Genomic DNA, 21,451 nt, shown 5'->3' with positions numbered 1-21,451 from the left:
CAAGCGCCTGTTAGCAATGTTCTGTAATAGTAATATCAAGGATGTTTTCTTCATGACAAAATTTGCAGAAATTTTTTGGAAAATATTTCTCAATTTACGATTGCAATCTCCACAACGAACATATACTATATTAACTGTACTAACATTATTAATACAGTTAAGACAAAGGGGGCTGCAAATGTTCCAGCTTGATGTTAGAAGCAGAAAGCCTATATACGAACAGTTAGTCGATAAGATTAAAGAGCTTATTATTCACCGCATCTTAAGACCTGATGAGCAATTACCCTCGGTAAGGGCGCTATCCAGTCAATTAACCGTTAACCCGAATACCATTCAAAGAGCTTACCGAGAGCTTGAAAACCAAGGGTACTTATACTCCATTAAAGGGAAAGGAAACTTTGTTGCGGCAATTGAACAAATGACAAACGAACAGAACCTGCTGGATCTCAAAAAAGATATCCAAAAGCTTATCGCAGAAGCCATATACCTGGGTCTAACAAAAGAGGATCTATATGTCTTGTTTGATGAAGCACATCAACAAACAAAGGGAGGAAAGAAGAAATGATTAGAGTGCAATCTATAAGCAAAACATACAACAAGCACTTAGCAGTAGATGATCTAACCCTCCAAGTGAAAAAGGGCTCCATTTACGGCTTACTCGGATCAAACGGTGCGGGTAAAACCTCACTATTAAAAATGATTGCAGGCATTAATCGACCTGATAAAGGTACGATTGAGATTAATGATTTACCTGCTTATGAAAATTTAGCTATAAAAGAGAAAGTTGTCTTTATCCCTGATGTTATTTACTTCTTTCCTCAAGCTACCGTTGCTCAGATGGCTTCTCAATATGAAGAATATTATCCAGGTTGGAGTAAAGAACGCTTTGAGCAACTGAGTTCCGCCTTTAATATTGAATTAAATCGGAAAGTTCACCGATTGTCCAAAGGAATGAAGCGACAGGTCGCTTTTTGGCTGGCATTATCTGCAATGCCTGATGTTCTTATCCTTGATGAGCCTATTGACGGTCTGGATCCGGTTATGAGACAAAAAGTGAAGAATTTACTATTCCAAGATGTAGCTGAAAGAGGGCTGACAGTCATTATTTCATCTCATAACTTACGGGAAATTGAAGATTTATGTGATCATGTTGGAATCATGCATAATGGCAAAATCATCATTGAAAAGGAAATTGATGATATAAAATCGGATACTCACAAAATCCAACTAGCCTTAGCCGATCCAACCCATGAAGAGCACATATTAAATCAATTAACCATTTTACATCATGAGAAACGTGGAAGTGTTTCTCTCTTAATCGTTCGGGGCAGTGAAGAACAAATCAACAAAATTATTCACTCATCCCCTGTTCTCATCTATGATTTATTACCGTTAACACTAGAAGAAATTTTCATTTATGAAATGGAGGATGTAGGCTATGAAATCGAAAAAATCCTTCTTTAAACCTGCAGTGATTAAACAAGATTTTAGACAGCATGGCTGGGTTAGCATCGTCTACTTTCTCGGTTTACTATTCGCTGTACCTTTAGGAATTCTACAGCTCGCTTCACAAGAGTATATTTTATTTACAGATTACGATAATTACCTGAAGGTCAATACTGAAATCCAGGTATTATTATACTTTTCAATCCCGGTTGCAGCTGCTTTACTACTTTTCCGCTATATCCAAAGCGAATCTTCAGTAGATATGATGCACAGCCTGCCCATACGGAGAGAAACCTTATATGTTAGCCATATTATCAGTGGTCTACTATTATTAATTGTTCCGATTATGATAACTGCCATCATTACATTTTTCGTCGCAAATTCTATTGAAGGTTTTGATGGGATTCTAACCTTATCAGATTTATTAACGTGGACATGTTTAACTATTCTTTTAACATGCATGATGTTTGCTTTTCCTGTAGCTGTCGGCTTAATAACAGGTATGACAACAGCACAGGCAATTCTAACATACGTATTCTTATTTTTGCCGATTGGCTTGGTTTCATTAGTTTCATATAATCTATCTTATTTACTATTTGGATTTACACCTATTTTCATCGAAGATAAGTTAATGTATTTGTCTCCTTTTATACGTTTTATTGAAAACTGGGGAGAAAGTGAACCATACTCGATGGTCGAATTAGTCATCTATACAGGGATAACCATTTTGTCATTTGTGTTGGGCTTAGCCTTCTATCGTTATAGACAACTTGAACGAGCAACCGAAGTTTTTGCTTTCTCATTTATGAAACCAATCTTTAAGTATGGTGTTACCTTTTGCGCTATGATTCTGGGAGGAACTTATTTTTCAGTTTCAGGAACCTTAAATTGGAATTGGATTATATTTGGTTATATTATCGGTGCTTTAATTGGATACACGGCTGCAGAAATGATTTTGCAAAAAACTTGGCGTATCTTCCACCTTCGCTTCTTAACAGGTTTTGCTGTTTATAGTATCGTGTTTGTCGCCATTCTTTTTAGTATTAAAACAGATGTATTCAATTATGAAACAAAACTTCCTAGAATGGATCAAATAGAAGAGGTTTACTTTGGTGAATCATACTATTTACAAGAATTAGAGGACAGTGATATAGATATAGATCCTTATTCTGACTCAAAACTTTATATCCAGGATATAAGAAACTTACACGAGGAAATTATTCAACAAAGAGATTTTATTGAAAAGCAAAAAGATGATATTCATTTACACCAACTTTCAGCGGTTTTTGTGTACAGGTTAAATAACGGGGAAGAACTGAAACGCGAATATCAAATCCCGGTTAACACATTGCAGGATGAACTTAAACCAATATTGGAAGCAAGCGACTATAAAATGAATTTACCTGAATACCTACAACTCCAAAGAGATGATGTTATCAATATTCAGGTTGTTCCTTACGGTCCTAGCAATCAGCACAACCCTGTTATGATTACCGATGAAAAAGAAATATCGGAATTCAAAAAAGCAATAGAAAAAGACTTTCTATCACAGTCTGCAGATGATGTTGTAAGCACAGCTACCCCATGGGCTTATATCGAAATGGGATATAAACCAACAAACTCTGATACAAATTATATGCTTGAGGGATATATGGTAGATTGGAAGAAATCTTATACTCATGTTACAAAATGGTTAGAGGAGAATGATTATCTAGAAAAAGCTCGAGTGGATGAAGATGATATTACGAAGGCAGAAGTGACATACATACCTCATAATTCACAAGAGGATGTTTATATGACAGAAGAGATATTTGAAAGTGGCGAAAATCATGCAACAATTTCAGATAAAGAAACACTTTCTACAATCATCTATCATTTCTCTGAGTACTCCGAAGAAAACACGTACTATGTTAAGCTTACGTTAACTGACGGAAATGTATGGTACGGATCTATTCCAACTCCACATTTACCAGAAGATATAAAGAGTCAGGTTCAGTAGATGTTAAGGACAGTTCCCAAAATATATTGGGGCTGTCCTCTTTGTTTTTCATTATTTCTTGTTAACTTGTTTACCGCTTTTTTTCTGACTTTGGTGCTGGCTGTTCCCAACTTGTACGTCAGAACCAAATTCCACATTATTTTTTGCTTTTTGCTTTGCTAATTGCTGACTCGTTTGCTCAGCATTCTGCTTTCCCTGCTTGGACATGTTATCCCCTCCTTACGTCTTTTTATATTGTGCATTTTTAGGAAATTTACACAAAAAAATGGGTTAACCACTAATGGCTAACCCACTTTTTTTAAGAAGCTTGATCTTGATCACTTTTATATTCTGTTTCCCAATAGTCTGCATTTTTTATTCCTAATGCTTTTGGATCAAAGACAGGGTCTTTCCCTTCCTTCTTTTGTCGCTCATAATCTTTTAGTGCAAGTAAAGCAGGTTTAGCCAAAATTAAGATTGCGATAACATTCAGCCATACCATTAGTCCTAATCCGACATCTCCCAGAGCCCAGGCCAGGCTTGCCGTTTTCACAGCACCATAGAAAGTTGCAGCTAATAAGATAAACTTAAGAACTAACATTGGGATTTTATTATTTTTCCCTCGAAGCAAATAGGCAATATTTGTTTCAGCAATATAGTAATACGCCATAATCGTTGTAAAAGCAAAGAAAAATAATGCAATGGCTACAAATCCAGCTCCAAATCCAGGGATAACACTATCAATTGCAGCTTGTGTAAATCCAGGACCTGCTTCAACACCTTCTAATTTGTTCACAATAAATGAACCGTCCGGTGCCTGAGTATTATATAAACCTGTAAAAAGAATCATAAATGCTGTTGCTGAGCAAACAAATAATGTATCAATATAAACAGAGAAAGCTTGAACTAAACCTTGCTTGGCAGGGTGTGAAACCTCTGCTGCTGCAGCCATATGCGGACCAGTACCTTGACCGGCTTCATTTGAGTAAATCCCCCTCTTTACACCCCAAGAAATGGCCATACCGATTAAACCACCAAAAGCTGAATCCAATGCAAATGCACTGCGGAAAATAAGAGAAATAACTCCAGGTAATTCTGTAATATTCATTAAAATAATAACTAGTGATAAAGCAATATACCCTAATGCCATGAACGGCACAATCAGCTGTGCTGTTGAAGCAATTCGTTTAACCCCGCCGAAAATAATAAATGCTAATAATAAAATGACAACTAAGCCAGTTGCTGCTTTTGGAATTCCAAATGCATTTTCCATCCCGACCGCAATGGAATTCGATTGAACTCCCGGCATTAAAATCGCCATGGCAATGAGTGCTGCAAATGCAAAAAGAACAGCAAACCATTTCCATCCAATTCCTTTTTCAATAAAATAAGCTGGACCTCCACGATATTGCCCATCTTGTTTAACCTTATAAATCTGAGCAAGAGTAGACTCAATGAACGCACTGGAAGCACCTATAAAAGCAATTGTCCACATCCAGAATACTGCCCCGGGCCCCCCAAAGGCAATTGCAGTTGCTACCCCTGCGATATTTCCTGTTCCTACACGTCCAGAAAGAGCCATCGCTAATGCTTGGAAAGAAGAAACTCCAGCTTCAGAGCTCTTACCTTTAAACATAAGCGTTACCATTTCTTTAATATGCCTTACTTGCAGGAAACGAGTTAAGATCGAAAACAAAAGACCAACACCAAGTAAAATATAAATAACAGGTGTACTCCATAAAATGCCGTTTAATGCAGTAACAAATTCCTCCAATTGCATTACCCCCTTTTTGAAAATACAGAATTTTCTTTCTAAGGAGATTATAATCAATGCGCCCAAAGAAAACAATAGAAATGTCAGAGGATCTCACATTTTAATTTTATTGTAATAAAATAAATTACCTGCTCTAAAAAAATAATAAAAATTTAATTTGCTGAAGAAAACATTTTTTGAATAATCAGTCCTGACAACTGTTGTACATGGTTTTTTTAACGCGGTGAAGTTGTTCATTGCCTAAATTGGATAAACTCTTAATTGTTAACCTTTACTTAATTGTTATTATGGAAATAATAGATTGTGCAATCAAATTGTCGACTCTATCAATTTTTGGGACATATTCTTCTTTTTCCCGATAAGCAAAAAGACCCCGGAAGCTGAAATCCCTCCAGGGTCAATATATTAAATTACTGTGCTCCTTTTAGTTGCCCTGTTTTTTGTTTGCTACTTCCAGGGCACGATTTGTCTCTTCAGCTGCTTGATCCAATGCTTCTTTAGGATCCATTCCTTGGTACAAACTCTCCATTGCTGTTACTACTTTTTGCCTTGATTCCGGGAACACTGATATTAAGGCACCTTGTGTTGCTGTATTAGTTTTGGTATCACGTAATTGATCAACTGTTACTTTTAACTGTGGGTATTTTTCCCATTCTTGCGTGACAAGATCTTGATCATAAGCAGCAGGGTTAATAGCAAAATACCCTGTTTTCACATGCCATTCTGCTTGTACCTCAGGAGTTGTTAAGTATTTCATAAACTCCCATGCAGCTTTTTGCTTTTCTTCAGCAATTCCACTTGACATCCATACGGAAGCACCACCGATGATAACACCATTTCTTTCTGAATCATCCGGAATTGGAAGATATGAAACACCAACCTCAAAGTCTGCATTATCAACAATTGCTTTTACACCTGCAGAAGAATCTAAGTACATAGCCATTTTACCTGATTGAAATGCAGCACGCATATCATCCCAGTTTTGACCAACATTATAATATGTACCTTCCTTGTGCATATCTGAAATCAATTGAAAAACATTTAACCCTAAATCATCATTAAATGTTGCTTTGGTTGCATTACCTGCACGGCCATTTTCATTATCCACATAATGACCACCCTGTTCTGCCAATAATTCCTCAAAGAACCATCCATAGTTTAAGATTGAGAATCCATATTGACTTGTTTCTCCACCTTCAGCTTTTGTTAGTTTTTTTGCAGCATCCTTTAATTCACTATAAGTCATCGGTGCCTTTTCAGGATCAAGTCCGGCTGCTTCAAATGCGTCTTTATTATAAATTAAAACAGGTGTTGAAGAGTTAAACGGCATTGAATACTGTTCTCCATCAACTGTATAGTAATTTGAAATATTTTTTTCCCATTGTGATGTATCATAATTATCTTCATCAATGAACTTCTGAACAGGTTGGATATGTCCGCTATCAATCATATACTTTGTCCCAACTTCAAAAACCTGCATGATCGTTGGTGCATCCTCCGTACCGGCAACTGTATTAAATTTCGTTAATGCCTCTTCATACGTTCCTTGGAAAATTGGCTTTACTTCAATATTATCCTGTGACTCATTAAAGTCAGCCGCAATATCATTTAACACCGTCTCCAGTTCACCGCTCATTGCATGCCAGAACACAACTTCCTGCTTTCCAGATGTTTCTTCTGCTCCTGCACCACTTGTACTTTCACCTTCAGTTTGGGAACCAGTTGTAGAAGAATTTGAGCTCGAACAAGCACCTAATAGCATTAAAAATAAAGCAGATAAGACAATAAGTATTTTCTTTTGCATAATTCATTCCTCCTCATTTTAAGGTTCTGTCTACTTAATTGCACCTTGAGTCAATCCATTTTGAAGACGTTTTTGTCCAATAAATAAAAGAATCAGAGTTGGGAGTATAACGACTACTACTGCTGCCATAACCACCCCCCATTCAGTTGAAATTTCCTGTGATTGGAGCTGTTTAAGACCAATTTGCACCGTCCGGACACTTTCATTATTGGTAACAAGCAGCGGCCACAAATACATATTCCATGTTGTTAAAAAACTATAAATTCCTAATGTTATTAAGCTTGTCTTGGATACAGGCAGTACAACATTCCAAAAAAAGCGAAAACGACTTATCCCTGCCACTTGCGAAGCTTCAAATAATTCCTTAGGAATCGTTTTGAACTGTTGCCTTAGTAAGAACGTCCCGAATGCTAAGGCAAAGAATGGAATCGTCAAACTTGAATAAGAATTAAGCCATCCAAGCTTTTGCACCGTAATAAAATTCGGGACCATCGTTGCTTCCCAAGGGATCATCATTGTTGAGATAAAAACAAAGAAAATAAAATCTCTCCCTTTAAAGGTCATAAATACAAATGCATATGCCGCCAGACTTGAAACAATTAACTGCCCTATCATAACAACGGCTGAAACATAAAAACTATTCCATAGATACTGAAAAAGAGGAACCTTTTCAAAAGCTGATTGATAATTAGCAAATGTGAAAGAATCGGGAATAAGATTTCCTCTTAATATCTCTCCACCTTGCATAAAGCTGATCATAAATGCATAAAAAATCGGAAACATCATAAATATGACTGAAATGATTAACAGACTATATAAAACAATTTTTCTAGTAATACTCATTGATAATGCACCTTCCGTTCTCCAAGCTTAAATTGAAGAATCGTAATAAATAAAATACAAAAGAATAGAATCGTTGCCTGAGCACTTGCTGAACCGACATTGTAGTTTACGAAGGCATCCTTATAAATTGAATAGACGATGACATTTGTTGATTCGATCGGACCGCCTTTTGTTAAAATATCAATTTGGCCGAAAGTTTGAAATGAATTGATTAAGGACACTGTCACTATAAAAAACAAAGTCGGTGATAACAAAGGAACTGTTATTTTTCTAAGCTTATACCAATAACTCACTCCTGCAATGTCCGCATTTTCATAGAGATGCTCATCTATATTTTGCAAGCCGCCTAATAAGATGAGAAACGAAAAGCCGGTATTCATCCAGATGGTTGAAACGGCAACAGAAAGTAAGGCAAACTTTGGATCAAGCAACCATTGCACTTCTGAACCACCCAACGCAACAACCAGCTTATTAAAGATTCCGATTGCAGGGTTGTACATAAACATCCAAATAACAGATGAAGCAGCTACACTCATGCCCATAGTCGAAGAAAACATCGTTCTGAAGAATCCAATTCCTCTAACTTTCTCATTGGCGATAATAGCAAGAAATAGAGCTAAAATAACTCCTAGTGGAACTGTATATAAAACAAATAATATGGTTGCTGTAATACTTTTTTGAAAACTTGCAGACTGAAAGAGATATGTAAAATTTTCAAAGCCAACAAAGGAAACCGGTACACCTTGACCATCTGTCAAAAAAAAGCTTAAATATAATGTTCGAATCATTGGATAAAAAAGAAATAACCCAAATAGGATAATAGAAGGCGCTAAATAGAGTAATCCCATGAATAGATTGGATCCTTCTCTTTTTCTATAGATTGCCTTCTCCTTTTTCACCTCAATTGTTGATGGTGAGAGATTTGGCAGGCTACTCAAAAGATCGCCTCCTTAAGAGAATATTGATCATGACGATTAGACTGGTGCCAAATGCATTCACCTGTCTCCTGCTTAAATAAATATAAATCAGCGCAATCAATATATAATGGCAGCTTTTCACCAACTGAAATATTCCATTGCCCACTCCACTTCGCGATCCACTGCTTGTTTCCAGTGATAAACGTAATTAAAGTCTCTGTTCCCAGTACTTCCACATTTACCGCTTCCGCATAAAAGCTAACTTTTCCACCTTTTGCAAGCTTAATATGTTCTGAGCGGATCCCTGCTATGATCCTCTCCTCAATAGGAATTGAACGGGCCATTTCTTCACTAATAGAAATGGATCGATGATCATCAAGAACAATTTCACGGTCTCTGAAACTTACTTGTGATAGATTCATAGGCGGTGCTCCAATGAATGAGGCAACAAACGTATTTAAAGGAAAATTGTAAATGTCTATGGGACGGCCAACTTGTTGAACTTGTCCATGATGTAAGATCATCATTCTGTCAGCCATCGTCATTGCCTCTGTTTGATCATGAGTCACATAGATCATAGTAATTCCAAGTCTTTTTTGAATTTGTCTTATTTCTGATCTCATCTTTGAACGCAGTTTTGCATCTAAATTTGAAAGGGGCTCGTCCATTAAACAAATCGGAGCTTGTGTAACAATGGACCTTGCTAACGCCACCCTCTGCCTCTGCCCACCTGATAGCTGCCGGGGCTTGCGTTTTAGCAACTCTGAAAGACCTAGCATTTCAGCTGTTTCGTTACACCGTTTCTTTTGCTCTGTTTTTGTAATTTTCTTTGTATGTAATCCAAACAAAATATTTTGCTCTACTGTTAAATGAGGATAAAGAGCATAATTTTGAAAGACCATTGATAGATTTCTTTTACTTGGCGGACTATGATTGGAATAAGCATCTCCAATATACAGGTCTCCACCAGAAATTTCCTCAAGACCTGCTATCATCCGCAGCATTGTGCTTTTACCACATCCCGATGGCCCAACTAAAACGAAAAACTCTCCTGGGTTGATCGTGACATCAATTCCCTTTAACACATGAGACTTCCCGTCATAGGATTTGGACACATTCCTTAGCTCAACTCGCTTCATAAATTTAACCTCCTGATAACATTAGTACCCGATAACCTCTTGTAAATACTGGTAGGCATAATAAAAAACCATAAAAAAACACAGGGTTTACGCAGTCGTAATTCACCTATTTCTTTTTATGGCTTCTCCTCTCCATTGTTGCGGCTGCCCACATGTCTTCACAGCATTATCTTACCAACGGAATATAAAGGTAGAATGAAGAATTTGTATATATTTGTTAATTTAATTTAAATTTATTGTAAATATAAAAAAGAAGACTATATCTATAATCTTCTCAGTTAACTGCATAATGTTGTGTCTGCATTTCGTAATAAAACTTTTGTTTCTCTAGTAATTCATGATGTGTTCCTTTTTCAATGATTTCTCCATCTTTTAAGACGATAATTTGATCAGCATGCTTAATCGTATTTAATCGATGTGCAATGACAAACGTTGTTCTTCCCTTCATTAATCTGGAGAGAGCTTCTTGAATACGCAATTCCGTTATTGTATCAATACTGCTCGTTGCTTCATCTAACAGCAGAATCATCGGATTTGCAAGCATTGCCCTGGCAATGGCTAATAACTGCTTTTGTCCATGACTAATTCCATTTCCATCATGTTTAATTTGCGTATGATATCCATCTGGCAGCTTTTGAATAAATGAATCTGCGTTTGCCAGTTTTGCAGCTTCGATAATTTCTTCATCTGTGGCATCCAATCTCCCATAACGGATATTATCCATAACTGTTCCCTGAAATAAAAACGTATCCTGTAAAACGAATGCCATCTGCTTTCGTAAGGCACTTCGTCCAATCATGTCTATATTTACTCCGTCAATTAGTATTCTTCCCTCATCTGGATCATAAAAACGAGTAATAAGATTAATTAACGTTGTTTTTCCAGCTCCAGTAGGACCAACCAAGGCAATTACTTCACCAGGTGAAGCTTGAAAAGAAACAGAATGGATCGTTTGTTGATCTTCTCCTTCTTCATATGCAAAAGATACATTTTCAAAAGTGACCTCACCTTGAATGTCAAAGTATTCCCCATTTGATTGATCATCCTTTTCAATCTCCTCATCAAGAATATCAAAGACCCGTTCTGCTCCTGCAATAGCAGATAACAATGTATTAAATTGATTAGCAAGATCGTTTAACGGGCGGGTAAATTGTCGTGCATACTCTGCAAAAATTACAATTACCCCAATTGTAATCAGACCGTTTAAAGCAAACAAACCACCAATACCGGCAATAACGGCAAAACTTAAGTTGTTTAACATATTCATAACTTTCGGAATAAAACCTGAAATAGTTTGAGCCCAGAAGCCTGAATTCCTTAATTGCTCTCCTTTAACAATAAATTCTTTTATGACACGCTCTTCCTGTGAATAGGCCTTAACCATTTTTTGGCCAGATATCACTTCTTCTATATACCCGTTAAGTTCCCCTAAATTCTGTTGCTGATATTTAAATAACCGCCCTGTTCTTTTCGTAATCCATTTCATTCCCAAAACCATTAAAGGAATGATTAATAAGGTAATAGCCGTAAGCATCGGACTTAGCAAAAGCATGACTGTCACTGTGCCTATGAGAGTTAAAAGACTGGAGAACACTTGAATGACCGAGCTGTTCAATGTTGAACTAACATTTTCAATATCATTTGTGACCCTGCTCATTAATTCACCATGTTGTTTCTTGTCAAAAAAAGAAATCGGTAATCGATGAAGATGTTGAACTAAATCTGACCTCATTTCATTCACAGTATATTGAGAAATTCCAATCATCCAGAAATTTTGTAAAAATAAAGAAAGTGAATGAAAGACAAAAACAAGCACCATCCCTGCAAGTAAAATCCCTAGCCCATCGCTCTTCTGTGACACAATATAATCGTCAATGGTTTTTCCGATTAAATAAGGCCCTAATAATGCTAATGCAGAGCTAATCAAAACCATTATCAACACTAAAAGAAACTGCCCCTTCTTTTTAGATAAATACCTCCAGAGTTTTAAAATTGTATAAAGACCTTCTTTTAGTCCCACTCTTTGCTTTCGTTTGCTGTTTTGAACACTTGTATTTAGTTCAATCCTTTTATATTTAAACAGACTAGTTAGCTGTTTTAACACTTGCCATCTCTCCTTTCATTTGTGATTGAGAGATTTTTTGATAGAGTGGAGAGTTTTTTAATAAATCCTGATGGGACCCTTCAGCAATTAACCTTCCTTCATCTAATAACAGAATTTTATCTGCCAGTTTTGCTGTGCTGATTTTTTGAGTGATCAGCATTGTCGTACAGGAGTAGCTTTCAAGGGCATCCAACAATTTCTTTTCTGTTTTCACATCAAGTGCACTTGTACTATCATCCAATAGAAGTATTTTCGGTTTTCGTACTAATGCTCTTGCCACAGACAAACGCTGTTTTTGTCCTCCAGAGAGATTCACTCCCTTTTGTCCAATTTTTGTTTTATACTTTTTCGGAAGCTTTTCAATCGTTTCATGTATTTGGGCTGCTTTAGCTGCACTAATTATTTGTTCATCTTTAGCATGACTGTTTCCCCAAGCGATATTATTCTCTATTTCTCCAGAAAAAAGAACTGCTTCCTGTGGAACTAGACCAATTTGATTACGTAAAAAATCCATATCCAAATTGTTTATTGGTTGATCATCTATATAGATCGTGCCTGAATTCACTTCATAAAGTCTTGGAATAAGCTGAAAAAGAGTAGATTTCCCTGAACCTGTTCCTCCCATCACAGCAATTGTTTCCCCAGCATTTGCTGTAAAGGAAATTTCTCTAAGCACAGTTTCCTCTGTTCCCGGATAAGAAAACGACACATCATCAAAAATCACTTTCCCATCCGAAATCCCTGATACCTCCCCCTCATGTTTTACTTCTTCCTCTACATCAAGTACTTCCAAAATTCTTGAAGCAGATGCACGTGACCTTGACAAAAACATAATAATAAAAGAAAACATTGATAAAGCCGATGTAACTCTTAGTCCATAATTGACAATGGCAACAACTTCACCTACCTGAACATCTCCTCCTGTAACTTGTGCTTGACCTATCCATAGAATCAACAAGATACCCAAATTCATGATCAGTAACAATATAGGCATAGAGGTTTCAATCATTCGTAAGGCTTTCACAGTGTTATCTTTTAGTGACGAGGAGGCTTCTTTAAAACGATCCACTTCATGTTCCCTGCGAACATAAGCTTTAATCAGTCTCATCCCGATTAAATTTTCACGTAACACATCATTTACTTGATCTAATTTTGATTGGACATAATGGAACATCTTGCTCCCTTTCTTCATAATCCAAACGAGTACAACTATGACCAACGGAATCACTATGGCAAAAATCATCGCAATTTGTGCATTCACAAAAAAGGACATGATTACAGAGCCAATAATAAGGAGCGGTGCTCGTAACATAATTCGCAGACCCATAAATAAGGTATTTTGAAGTTGGGTAATATCATTTGTCATTCGTGTAACAAGTGAGGCTGCGGGGAATTTACCTAATTTTTCAAAGGTGAAGGATTGCACTTTTACAAAAATCTGTTTTCTCAAGTCAAATCCAAAGCCTTGGCTTACATGTGCGGCATAAAAAGAGTTAATCATTCCTGAGGCAAAAGCAAGCAGTGATATTCCAACCATGATTGCTCCCCAAACCATGACAACATCCATATCTTCTTTTAAAATTCCATCATCAATAATTTTTGCCATTAATAATGGGTGCAAAAGCTCCACAGTTAGTTCGATAAGCATTAATGATAATGCGATCATCACGGATATTCGATATGGCTGTAAAATTGATCGTAATTTTATCATACTGCATCTATCCTCCAGACTCTTAAATACTATTCTATATGGAAAGGGCTTTCATTTTTTTGAAGCTATGTAATCTATAAATTATAAAAATAAACTGTATATAGTATAAGATTTAGTGTAAAAGTTGTTCGTTCCATTGCGCTCCAGACACAAGATTCGCCGGGGAGGAAGCTGAGCCTCCTCGGCTTCGCCTGTGGGGTCTCAGCCTTTCCTCTACTTCCCGCAGGAGTCAAGTGTCTTCCGCTCCATTCCACTATCAATTAAAAAATATTGAATAGCAACAATCTTTACGAAAAACTGCTTTCTTAAAAAGGTATATAGTGAAAAATGAGTATAAAAATAGTTTATCAATTATTCCATCACTTGCCGAGTAGAATGTACTATTGATTTTATGTATTAACTTGCTTTAATATCAAAAAAACTTAATAGCGACAACGTATATCGACCATAATAAAACTTAGAATAAAACTTCCAAAGAGGTATCCAATGAATCCTTCCCTGCAAGATATTATGAATGCTCAAGAAAAAATTTCTACTTTACGCTGGTACTATTGGCGTGATGAAATTGTTTTTACTCCGCAATGGTGGTTTATGCTCATATTTCTTATCATTCTTATTTTTGTCTGGATCCGAATCCTTGATCATAGCAGAATATTCCCTATTTTATTATACGGGCTACTTACGTTTAACATTGCTACCGTTCTTGATACGTTCGGTGGAGAATTGCAACTTTGGGAATATCCGAAAATGGTGTTACCTTGGGGTCCAAGAGTTATATGTATTGATGTAATGATTGCCCTCTTCTTCATGATGTTGTATCAATTTTTTGTAAAATGGAAAACGTTTATTTTTGCTTCTATTTTTTTATCCGGAATATTCGCCTTTGTTTTTGAACCGGTTGCCATGTATTTAGGAATTTACAAACCATTAATTTGGTCTAATCTTTATTCATTTCCTATCTATATTTTATTAGCTATTTCCATCAGAGGGATCGTTCAGAAAATCTGCAAACTAAGTACAGGAAGCTAATTCATATATTTTTCTGAGCATGAAGTTCATATTTTACTTGAATTTTTTCCAAGTGATGACAATAATATGAATATTAGATCTATTTCGTGCATCGAAACAATTTTACATAAGGGAGATAAATTCATGGCAACCGCATCAATCCAAAAAAAACCTGCTTCCCTTCAACAAGAATCAGGTACAATGTATAACATTTTATTTATTATCGGTCTGTGTCACCTTTTAAATGACAGTATTCAGTCAGTTATTCCCGCAATGTTTCCCATTTTAGAGGAATCAATGGGTCTTTCGTTTACACAGCTTGGACTTATTGCGTTTGCATTGAACATGGTTTCTTCAGTCATGCAGCCTGTTGTCGGCTTATACACAGATAAAAAGCCGATGCCTTACGCCTTACCGATCGGATTAACGAGCAGCATGTTAGGTGTACTGGGTTTAGCCTTCGCCCCATCATTCTTAACAATCCTTTTATCCGTTATTTTTATCGGGTTAGGCTCTGCGATTTTCCATCCTGAAGGTTCACGTGTTGCTTATATGGCTGCCGGAAATCGGAGAGGTTTAGCCCAATCGATATATCAGGTTGGTGGTAATAGCGGTCAAGCATTGGCTCCATTAATTACAGCTTTAATACTTGTTCCTCTCGGGCAGTTTGGAGCCATTTGGTTCACAGTTGTTGCTGCCTTGGCAGTTGGGTTTTTAGTTTATATTGCAAGCTGGTATACTCGTAAACTAAAAGAGATCAAAGCTACTAAAAAAATAAAAGTAAAAAATACCGATACAAAAGCTTTATCAAAGTCCATACGTAACGCAGTCATTATTATTATCTTTTTGATCTTTGCTCGTTCATGGTATGTGAGTGCCATCTCAGGCTTCTATGCTTTTTTTGCGATTGATAAATATGAACTCACGATTGCCAGTTCCCAGATTTATATTTTTACCTTTTTACTAATGGGAGCTGTTGGAACGTTTCTTGGCGGGCCGTTAGCTGATCGTTTTGGCAAACGTACAGTTATCCTGATTTCTTTGCTAGCAACAGCGCCTCTATCATTATTATTGCCCTTTGTAGGTTCAACTCTATCTATTATTATTCTTGCACTAATAGGGATTATCTTGATGTCCAGTTTTTCTGTTACCGTTGTCTATGCCCAGGAGCTTGTTCCTGGTAAGATCGGATTAATGTCAGGGTTAACAGTTGGGTTGGCATTTGGCATGGGAGCAATCGGTTCAGTTGCCTTAGGTGCCTTAATCGATTGGATCGGCTTAACAACAACCATGATTGGTGTTGCTTTACTACCATTACTTGGTATTTTGGCATTTTTACTGCCAACTGATCGCAAAGTAACTGAATGGCAACAAGCAAACTAATTAGAAAAAATATTGAAGGACAAATTCCATAAAATATGGAATTTGTCCTTCTTTTATTTGAAAATAATAGAGTAACTTACATAAACTACCATAACTTTTAATCTATTTGTAACCTACGAGACATTTTTCTGTGTTATAACTAGATAGATGAGAAAGGGGTTGCTTTATGCGAGCTTTGAAACAAACAATTGCCACAATTGGAATACTTCTATTATCCTTACCTATTACATACGTGGCAAAAGCAGAATCAACAAATGACACGTTAAATCGTGCGAATGAACAGCTAGAGCAGAATCAACAAACCATTCTTCAAAAGGAAAAAGAACAGCAAGCCATAAATGAAGAAGTGACTACTATTCAACAAAATGTACAAGCTCTTGATCAGGAAATTTCAAGCAGTGAACAAAGCCTAGCTGATGTTGAAACAAAGATATCAGAGATCCAAAAACTAATTGAACAAAAGAAAGAAGAAATTGTTCTTCTTCAGGACAAGGTATATGCACGCGAAGATATTATGGAAAAGCGTTTAGTCGCTCTTCAGCATAGTGATCGTACATCAATCGTTATTGATACACTTATTAATTCTGAAAGCATCGGTAATTTCTTTGAACGTGTTGGGGCCGTTGCCACAATTTTGGATGCCGATCAAAATATCGTTGAACAACAACAAGCAGATATAAATCAAATTGAAGAAGAAAAGAAAGAAATCGATAAACAAGAACAACTTTTAGTTTCTCAACAGGCTGAATTAGAAACTAAAAGAGTTGAGCTTGAGCAAAAACGTGTAAAAAGAAATCAGGCACTTGTTGCCTTACAAGATAAATATCAATCATTGTCAGCTGAAATTACTCTAGCAGAAAAAGAAAAGTCAACGATTCAATCAAAGATAAGCACAATTCAAGATCAGATTAAAAAAGAAGAGGAAGCTGCAAAAGCCAGAGCTGTCGAATTAGCTAAAGCTAAAAAGGCAAAGGAAGAAGCTGTTGTACAACAAACAGTTGCTCCACCGCCAACAGCGTCAAAAGAACAAACTAATAAACAAACAAATAAAAAAGACAGTGGCACTTCATCTTCATCAGGAAAAGAATTGTATGTATCAGCGACTGCTTACAGTCATGAAGATACGAAAAATGATGTGACTTATCTCGGTTATAATATTAAAAAGAATCCGAATATGAAGCTTATTGCTGTTGATCCAGGTGTCATTCCTCTTGGCTCGAAAGTTTGGGTAGAAGGATATGGAGTTGCCATCGCAGGGGACACAGGTGGAGCTATTATCGGACATAAAATAGATGTGTTAATGCCTTCAAGTGCAAAAGCCCTTCAGTGGGGACGTAAAACCGTAAAAATTAAAATATTGGATTAGATTTGGCAGCAACGAAAGGATAGATAAACCAGAAAACCTTCTGGCTTATCTATCCTTTTGTTTTTAAAATGGGCTGATATCAAGCAACTTTAGATTAATTATGTAAGATAAAGGCCATATAAGATTTATCCTCTTTAAAATTCCAATCAATAAAAATATCTTTGACACTAGCCTGAAAAATGTCATCAAATTTCCCATTTCGATGAAAGTGACTTTTCTCTAACTCATCCTTCGTCACTTTCAATTCATCTGCATACCCCTTTTGGATAAGAGATTTTTCAATAGGAACCAAAATTCCTCTTCTTTCAATTACATAAAGAGATTTAGATAATGGATATATTTTTATTTGATCTGGGACTTTTTCTACTAACAGACTAATCCTTGCCAATTCCGATTCCAACAGCTTCAGATTAACATGTTCTTCCGGAATACATTCACTACCTACTCTTTCATCTAAAACAAACATCATAATTCCTGTATTATTTGGTAAATTCCAATCATGGTAATGATCAAAAACATCTCGATTTAATGATATTTCTACTACTCCTTTTAATTCCTCAATAGCATGGTTAATAATAACGGTTCTAGCTTTATCAACCTGATTCCTATAACCTTGCTGAATGAGTACTTCCTCCATAGGTGATATAAAACCTCTAATGTAAACAACCAGGTATCGGTCTGATAAAGTCGATTGACATAATTGAGGACCCCTTCCAAAATTCTTTCTAAGGATTTTACTTGTAAAGCTACTAATTGAATTTAGTATTTCTTGATTCATTCACTTCACTCTTTTCCTTATTTTAATATTTCTTTTATGATCGTACGTAAATAAGCTATTCGATACTTCAATTTTAGTTGATAAGATATCGGTATGACATCAAGCTTACCTTGTAACGAACCCAATTCTTCCATAATATTACAAAGAAACTCAACAATAGAAACAACCATATTAATTAATAGCTGCTTTTCTATTCTGACATCATTTAATAAAATCATGCTCTGTTCCATTAAATTATGTAGATCAGAGAGATTATTTTTTATTTCAATGATATGTTTGTTTCCCTCCTTACCGTTATAATAATGAAAGATCTCAGCTATTTCTTTTAGCAGACTACAAATTTCACTCAACTTTACAGGCGTCATTTTGGTCATTACCTTTAATGATTGTGAATATTCATAACAATTTTCCATTCATTTCACCATCCTACTGAACCCAATCATTAATATCTCCCAAAAAATAAAAAGCCAAAATAGCAAAAAGTATCTGTCTTTTTGCTATTTTGGCTTTTGTTTAGCTAACTATTCTAAAGCATATCTACCAAGATTATTTAAATGACTTTAAGTACTATCATTATTTTTTATAAATAAATCGTTTAATATATCATATTAAAAATTGAAATTATTGTATATAGATGTTTTAAAGTAAATAGAAAATCATATAACTTCTATCATTTTTGTAATCCCAAAATAAAAATATATCCTCTACTTTTGTCTCAAAGATGAATTCGAATTTTTTCTTGTGTAAAAAATAGGAATTTTTAATATCATTCGAACGTTCTTGTAATAGCCCGAAATATCCCTTGTTATATAAGATTTTCTCCATTTGTATTAAAGTATCACGGCATTCTAAAGCATACATGTTTTGATTGATCTTTATGATTTCCATACTTGTTGGTGCTTTATAAATTTCATTGTTTACCACACTTATACCTTCAAACAGCTTTTCTTTTAATGCGGGGTGAATATCCGTATTAATCCAATTCCTGGATTGACTATTTTCTAATATCAGCATCCCAGTGTTCCTGTTAAAGTTCCAATCCTCAAAATAAGAATCGAAACTCATTCCCAGAGAGTCTTTCACTTCCCAAATGAATTCATCAATAACATCCTTCATTACTGCAGATCGGAACTTATAGACCAAATTTACATTATCATTCTTAAGTAATACATCCTCAGCAGGAGTGATATATTTACGAATAAACGCGAAAATTCTATTTGAATGTAAAGTGACAAAACACATTTCAGGCCCTTTTCCAAACCTTCGTTTTAAAATCTTGCTTAAGGTACTACTTAGCAGAAGAAGATCTTCCTGGTAGTAACTATTTGTATTTTTCATTCATATATTCCCCCTAAAATCTAAATCAGTAAAAAACAAAAAGGCCTAACTCCATATAGAAGTTAGGCCATGGAAAGACGGGCTATTTTTTAAAATAGTTTCTTCCATTTACCATTTAAGGTTTTTTTATATTTATGTTTCATTTGTAATTGGATTGGATTGTATTTATGAAATTAACTAATAACAGCAAGAAATTAGTCTTATAAATAGTAACATTATTCTAAAGACTCCGCAACAGATTTAACCCGCTATCTACTAGTATAGTTCCTGCCATTAGAGAAATCATAAGATTGTACTTATTAACATACCCGAGGTGATCATATGGATCGAAGAAATCAACATTCAGAGGTAACCCCTCATCAAGATGGGGAACAAGAATCCATTATTAATGATTCCTTATCAACAACTGGTTCACAAATAGGAATTCGCCTGGATGCAGACCCTGAATTTACACAAGAAAAAAACCCTTTTGATCATGAAATCAAGCCGGATCCATCAATGGCTGCATTTGAACAGATCATGAGAGGGAAGAAAATTGAAGAGTAAAGGAATGAATCTATATGGGTGATTGGAACGAACAAGCGGCGCCAAATAATAATATTCCAGCAAATCGGTTACGATCTCAAAATCTAAAATTAAATAGGCAAAGTAAATTCAAGGGGAGATCAAGTAAAAATATCGCTACTACTAGTGAATAATATACGTAAGGACAGCCCTATCCCTTTGGACTGTCCTGTATGTCATCACTTTTGTTTGTCAATGAAGTCATAAATTTCTTGTTTTGAAGGTAAAGCAGAAATTGCTCCTTTACCAGTCGTCGTAAGAGCTCCACTTGCATTAGCATAAGATAAGATATCTTCATGCTCTTGTTTTAATAGTGATTCAAGATTAGAAATTGTTGCACTTTTTTCTATTAATTTATATAAAAACCCACCTATAAACGCATCCCCTGCACCTGTTGTATCCTGAACAGTAACCTTATAACCTGTTGATGAGAAACTTTCTTCATTTACATAAAGGATAGCTCCTTCTGCACCCTTTGTATAAATGACCGCTTTTACATCACCTGTAAATAGAGATTGTATTGCTTGTCTTTCATCTTTGATTCCTGTAATAAATTCCAGCTCTTCATCTGATATTTTTACTAAATGCGCTTGTGGAAGAAATTCTCGTATCGTTGCTTGACACTCTTCAGCACTTTCCCATAATGGCAATCGTACATTAGGGTCAAAGCTTATCAAAGCTCCTTTTTCTTTTGCCACTTTTATTGCCTTTACATGAGCCTGTTTCATCGGGCTTTCGACTAAGTCAACAGAACAAAAATGAAGAATGTCTCCTTCATTAAACCAGTTATCACTTACCTCATCCTCTGATAGCAAAAGATCTGCTGATGGATTACGATAAAATGAAAAATCTCTCTCGCCATCTTCTTTGAGAGAGACAAAAGCAAGAGCTGTGTTTGCTTTTTTTGTTCTCAAAATATACTCTGTATTGACACCAACATTGTTCAACGTATCTATTAAGAAATCACCGAACGCATCCTCACCCAACTTCGTAATCATTGATGCTTGTCCTCCAGCCTTTGCAACAGCTGCTGCAACATTTGCCGGAGCACCACCTGGAGCCCGCTCAAATGAAACTACTTCTTTTAGAGCAACTCCCTTTTGAGCTGGAATGAAATCAATTAATACCTCTCCAATCGAAAATAACCTGGCCACCATCTTCACCTCATATTTATGTAAACTACTTATAAGTATACACAATCTACCTTTATAAAAAATAGATAGATTCAAAGTATTTTATCTTTATCAAACATAAAGGGACAGTCCCGCCCACATATTTTTTGTGCCGGCAGACTATCC

19 protein-coding genes are annotated in these 21,451 nt (G+C 35.8%); 7 read left to right on the top strand and 12 right to left on the bottom strand.

Annotated features, from left to right (window positions below; all coding sequences use genetic code 11):
• The first annotated feature begins 52 nt into the window (after positions 1-52).
• Genes BK577_RS13880 through BK577_RS13870 form a run of 3 tightly spaced genes read left to right on the top strand, consistent with a single transcriptional unit; the run spans position 53 to position 3,445 of the window.
• Positions 53-565 (top strand): GntR family transcriptional regulator, encoded by a 513-nt coding sequence (locus BK577_RS13880; RefSeq protein WP_342743286.1) that lies wholly within the window; start codon positions 53-55, stop codon positions 563-565.
• On the top strand, positions 562-1,464 hold the full coding sequence (locus BK577_RS13875; protein ID WP_078433331.1) for an ABC transporter ATP-binding protein: 903 nt from the start codon (positions 562-564) through the stop codon (positions 1,462-1,464). The genes BK577_RS13880 and BK577_RS13875 overlap by 4 nt, the downstream gene beginning before the upstream one ends.
• On the top strand, positions 1,439-3,445 hold the full coding sequence (locus tag BK577_RS13870; protein WP_078433330.1) for an ABC transporter permease subunit: 2,007 nt from the start codon (positions 1,439-1,441) through the stop codon (positions 3,443-3,445). The genes BK577_RS13875 and BK577_RS13870 overlap by 26 nt, the downstream gene beginning before the upstream one ends.
• Positions 3,446-3,496: 51 nt before the next feature.
• Here BK577_RS13870 and BK577_RS26010 read toward each other — a convergent pair whose 3' ends face one another.
• The 8 genes from BK577_RS26010 to BK577_RS13835 all read right to left on the bottom strand — a co-directional run bounded on the left by BK577_RS26010 (position 3,497) and on the right by BK577_RS13835 (position 13,716).
• A complete protein-coding gene (locus BK577_RS26010) occupies positions 3,497-3,652 on the bottom strand; it encodes a hypothetical protein (protein WP_169908240.1) in 156 nt (51 codons plus the stop codon).
• A 91-nt stretch (positions 3,653-3,743) separates the two neighbouring features.
• Entirely contained in the window at positions 3,744-5,204 is a 1,461-nt protein-coding gene (locus BK577_RS13865) for an alanine/glycine:cation symporter family protein (RefSeq protein WP_372496307.1), read from the bottom strand.
• Positions 5,205-5,622: 418 nt separating this feature from the next.
• A complete protein-coding gene (locus BK577_RS13860) occupies positions 5,623-7,002 on the bottom strand; it encodes an ABC transporter substrate-binding protein (RefSeq protein ID WP_078433328.1) in 1,380 nt (459 codons plus the stop codon).
• 30 nt (positions 7,003-7,032) lie between these two features.
• Positions 7,033-7,845, bottom strand: coding sequence for a carbohydrate ABC transporter permease (locus tag BK577_RS13855; RefSeq protein WP_078433327.1), 813 nt, complete (start codon positions 7,843-7,845; stop codon positions 7,033-7,035).
• Positions 7,842-8,693: a carbohydrate ABC transporter permease gene (locus tag BK577_RS13850; RefSeq protein WP_078433580.1), complete on the bottom strand. Its 852-nt coding sequence runs from the start codon at positions 8,691-8,693 to the stop codon at positions 7,842-7,844. Before BK577_RS13850 ends, BK577_RS13855 begins: the two co-directional genes overlap by 4 nt.
• 86 nt (positions 8,694-8,779) lie before the next feature.
• On the bottom strand, positions 8,780-9,901 hold the full coding sequence (locus BK577_RS13845; protein ID WP_078433326.1) for an ABC transporter ATP-binding protein: 1,122 nt from the start codon (positions 9,899-9,901) through the stop codon (positions 8,780-8,782).
• 274 nt (positions 9,902-10,175) lie between these two features.
• Positions 10,176-12,005 carry an ABC transporter ATP-binding protein gene (locus BK577_RS13840; protein WP_078433325.1) on the bottom strand — a complete coding sequence of 610 codons (1,830 nt, stop codon included), beginning with the start codon at positions 12,003-12,005 and terminating at the stop codon, positions 10,176-10,178.
• Positions 11,986-13,716: an ABC transporter ATP-binding protein gene (locus BK577_RS13835; RefSeq protein ID WP_078433324.1), complete on the bottom strand. Its 1,731-nt coding sequence runs from the start codon at positions 13,714-13,716 to the stop codon at positions 11,986-11,988. Before BK577_RS13835 ends, BK577_RS13840 begins: the two co-directional genes overlap by 20 nt.
• Positions 13,717-14,202: 486 nt before the next feature.
• Between BK577_RS13835 and BK577_RS13830 the strand changes: the two genes are divergently transcribed.
• From BK577_RS13830 to BK577_RS26620, 3 genes are all read left to right on the top strand, one after another.
• Positions 14,203-14,745 carry a CBO0543 family protein gene (locus tag BK577_RS13830; protein WP_078433323.1) on the top strand — a complete coding sequence of 181 codons (543 nt, stop codon included), beginning with the start codon at positions 14,203-14,205 and terminating at the stop codon, positions 14,743-14,745.
• Between the two features lie 123 nt (positions 14,746-14,868).
• The gene (locus BK577_RS13825) at positions 14,869-16,107 is read left to right on the top strand and encodes an MFS transporter (RefSeq protein ID WP_078433322.1); all 1,239 of its coding nucleotides are present in this window, start codon (positions 14,869-14,871) and stop codon (positions 16,105-16,107) included.
• Between the two features lie 166 nt (positions 16,108-16,273).
• A complete protein-coding gene (locus tag BK577_RS26620) occupies positions 16,274-17,473 on the top strand; it encodes a 3D domain-containing protein (protein WP_078433321.1) in 1,200 nt (399 codons plus the stop codon).
• Positions 17,474-17,567: 94 nt separating this feature from the next.
• Here the strand turns inward: BK577_RS26620 and BK577_RS13815 are convergent, their stop codons facing one another.
• From BK577_RS13815 to BK577_RS13805, 3 genes are all read right to left on the bottom strand, one after another.
• Positions 17,568-18,251 carry a Na-translocating system protein MpsC family protein gene (locus BK577_RS13815; protein WP_078433320.1) on the bottom strand — a complete coding sequence of 228 codons (684 nt, stop codon included), beginning with the start codon at positions 18,249-18,251 and terminating at the stop codon, positions 17,568-17,570.
• Between the two features lie 17 nt (positions 18,252-18,268).
• On the bottom strand, positions 18,269-18,664 hold the full coding sequence (locus BK577_RS13810; protein WP_078433319.1) for a hypothetical protein: 396 nt from the start codon (positions 18,662-18,664) through the stop codon (positions 18,269-18,271).
• A 226-nt stretch (positions 18,665-18,890) separates the two neighbouring features.
• Positions 18,891-19,589, bottom strand: coding sequence for a Na-translocating system protein MpsC family protein (locus BK577_RS13805; RefSeq protein ID WP_078433318.1), 699 nt, complete (start codon positions 19,587-19,589; stop codon positions 18,891-18,893).
• A 321-nt stretch (positions 19,590-19,910) separates the two neighbouring features.
• Here BK577_RS13805 and BK577_RS13800 point away from each other — a divergent pair, with 321 nt between their 5' ends.
• Positions 19,911-20,135: a hypothetical protein gene (locus BK577_RS13800; RefSeq protein WP_078433317.1), complete on the top strand. Its 225-nt coding sequence runs from the start codon at positions 19,911-19,913 to the stop codon at positions 20,133-20,135.
• Positions 20,136-20,332: 197 nt separating this feature from the next.
• Here BK577_RS13800 and BK577_RS13795 read toward each other — a convergent pair whose 3' ends face one another.
• On the bottom strand, positions 20,333-21,307 hold the full coding sequence (locus BK577_RS13795; RefSeq protein WP_078433579.1) for a carbohydrate kinase family protein: 975 nt from the start codon (positions 21,305-21,307) through the stop codon (positions 20,333-20,335).
• Between the last annotated feature and the right edge of the window lie 144 nt (positions 21,308-21,451).

It is taken from the genome of Metabacillus halosaccharovorans (assembly GCF_002019635.1).
Classification (GTDB): Bacteria; Bacillota; Bacilli; order Bacillales; family Bacillaceae; genus Metabacillus; species Metabacillus halosaccharovorans.
Note: the sequence above shows the minus strand (reverse complement) of the source record. Positions and strands in the feature narration are given on the sequence as shown.